Origin of the sequence: Streptomyces sp. NPDC093149, assembly GCF_044754145.1 — a bacterium.
In the GTDB taxonomy this organism is placed as follows: domain Bacteria; phylum Actinomycetota; class Actinomycetes; order Streptomycetales; family Streptomycetaceae; genus Streptomyces.
Window position 1 is genome coordinate 1 of sequence record NZ_JBIVON010000075.1, and the last position, 2,051, is coordinate 2,051.

Sequence of the window (2,051 nt, forward strand, 5' to 3'; positions counted from 1 at the left end):
CCCCCTGCCGGGTGCGCGACGCATGGCGCGCTCCTTCCCCGAGGCGTCCCTGTTCACAATGGACGTCGTGGGCCACTGGCTCTACCGCAGGGGCGGAACGGAAGAGGCGATGCGGGTCATAGACACCTACCTGACCCGACCCCAGGACTGACCGCCAGGACTGACCGCCAGGGGCCCTCCCCGGTTCGGTGATCAACCGGATCGTAGAGGCTTTGTCAACCGCCGCGGCGATGGACAACCCGAACCATCCACCCGCTATCCCGATCGGCACCAACATGACCTGGCGATTCGTCAAAAACGTCAGCGCAACATCGGCAACCACTGGCAACAGCAGACACCCAGCCGCCCCCATCTCAGCCAGCGCTATCAACACCCCACACCACTGACACATCCACGCCGAAAAATCACTGACACACCAGCACACATCATCATTCTGGGATGCTGAGCCACCACCCGAGACTCCGGGTAACCCTCAAAAATCCCAATCCTCCGAACTCACCCACCATCAGAAATGGCATCCCTGAGCACTGAACAGGAACTGGATTCTATAGCGCTTCGAAAACTAACCCAGCTCTTTTATGGAATCAGCACGCACACCCTCTTCAACCACCGATCAAGATGACGCAACTGGCGGGCGCCAAGAAAGAAGTGGGCGCCCCCGCCGCCACCAGTGAACCCGCTGGCCAGCCCAACGGGCCAGGCACAGGCAGGGGCGCGCACGGCCCCGCCGACGCGAGAAAGGGACTGGCCGGCCGCCGACCCCCGAGGCATCCCCTGCCGCCCGTACCCACCCAGGGCGGCAGGGGGTCTCTTCAACCGCCTGCTCGGACAGCTCCACCACTGTCTCCAGCGCCCCGAACGGTTCGACGAGCACACTGCCTTCCCCACAGCCGCCACGCAGGCAGAGTCAGTCGCCGCGTGAGCCGCGGCAGAGCACCTTGCCCCGGCCGGCCACCGCGGTCGATCATTCGCGGATGAGACCAGAAGTGCAGGCGTTCGTAGCCGACGGCCCTCTTCCCGACTGGGACGCCGACGAGGAGGAGATCGACCGGCGATCCGACCAGCTCGAAGCCATCGCCAAGCCCGTCACCGGCGAGGAGGCCCGGGCGCTGGTCACCTGCTTCGGCCCGGACGACTGCTACGGCGTCGCCTGGGCGCTTCTGCACCTCATCGAGACGGGCCCGAATCCGGTCCTGACCACCGAGCCCGCCCCCGACGCCAACGAGTGGCGCCACACCCTCTGGGCCCGCATCGTCAACAGCGGACTCGCCCCCATGACTTGACGCACTAACCCCGTGCGATGTCTGCGGTGGTCAGGCTCGTGGTCGGACCTGCGGTCACCGGCGGCACAGTGCGGTGATCAGCGTCGTCACCATCCCCAGCACCGTCGCGAGCCCCACCGCTGCGGCAAGCGGCTCCCGCAGCGCCGGGTAGGCATGGGCAAGGAACGCACCGAACGCACACACGAGCAGGGACCACGACCCCCATCGCGGCCAACGCCGCAGGCACCCAGCCGCCCACGACCGGCTGAGCGACGGGGCCCGGCTCGGGGGGCGTAGGGCGGGCGTTGGCCGGCGGGACAGCAGCCATGGTTCCTCTTTCGTTTGGCGCGATGCGCGCTTGGCCGGGAAGCGAACAGTAGGAGTGAGTACAGGCTGCTGAAGTTCTGTAATTCATTCACATCGCATCGCATTGCTACCGCTTTCCTTCATTGCTTCTCATTCATTACGGCACGTCGAACGTCGACGAGTCAGCTCACCTCAGGAAACCAGCGGTAAGGATTTGAGCGGCACACACGCGATCAAAAAAGGAAATCTTGCCAATGACGTGGCGCCGGGCAATCAACTTCCCTGGGAACAGATGAAATACCGGACCGAGGCCGCTCCCGGTCGGCATATCCTCCGGCCACGCGAGACTCGGTCGGGGCGCACAGCGGCCGCGCCGGCCCACCCTCCGGCTACTGAACTTGAATGTGTGATGTCGGCCTGATCGTGTCAGCTGGTCAAGGTCAGGCCGGTGCCTATGCGGCAGCCGTCGATGAGGTGCGGTCG

3 protein-coding genes are annotated in these 2,051 nt (G+C 65.2%); 2 read left to right on the forward strand and 1 reads right to left on the reverse strand.

Annotated elements, in window-relative coordinates:
* Window positions 1-4 precede the first annotated feature (4 nt).
* Window positions 5-151: a hypothetical protein gene (locus ACIQCZ_RS42560; RefSeq protein ID WP_402291595.1), complete on the forward strand. Its 147-nt coding sequence runs from the start codon at window positions 5-7 to the stop codon at window positions 149-151.
* Between the two features lie 823 nt (window positions 152-974).
* Window positions 975-1,283, forward strand: coding sequence for a hypothetical protein (locus ACIQCZ_RS42565; RefSeq protein WP_402291592.1), 309 nt, complete (start codon window positions 975-977; stop codon window positions 1,281-1,283).
* Window positions 1,284-1,337: 54 nt separating this feature from the next.
* Here the strand turns inward: ACIQCZ_RS42565 and ACIQCZ_RS42570 are convergent, their stop codons facing one another.
* Window positions 1,338-1,466, reverse strand: coding sequence for a hypothetical protein (locus ACIQCZ_RS42570; RefSeq protein ID WP_402291593.1), 129 nt, complete (start codon window positions 1,464-1,466; stop codon window positions 1,338-1,340).
* Window positions 1,467-2,051: the final 585 nt, after the last annotated feature.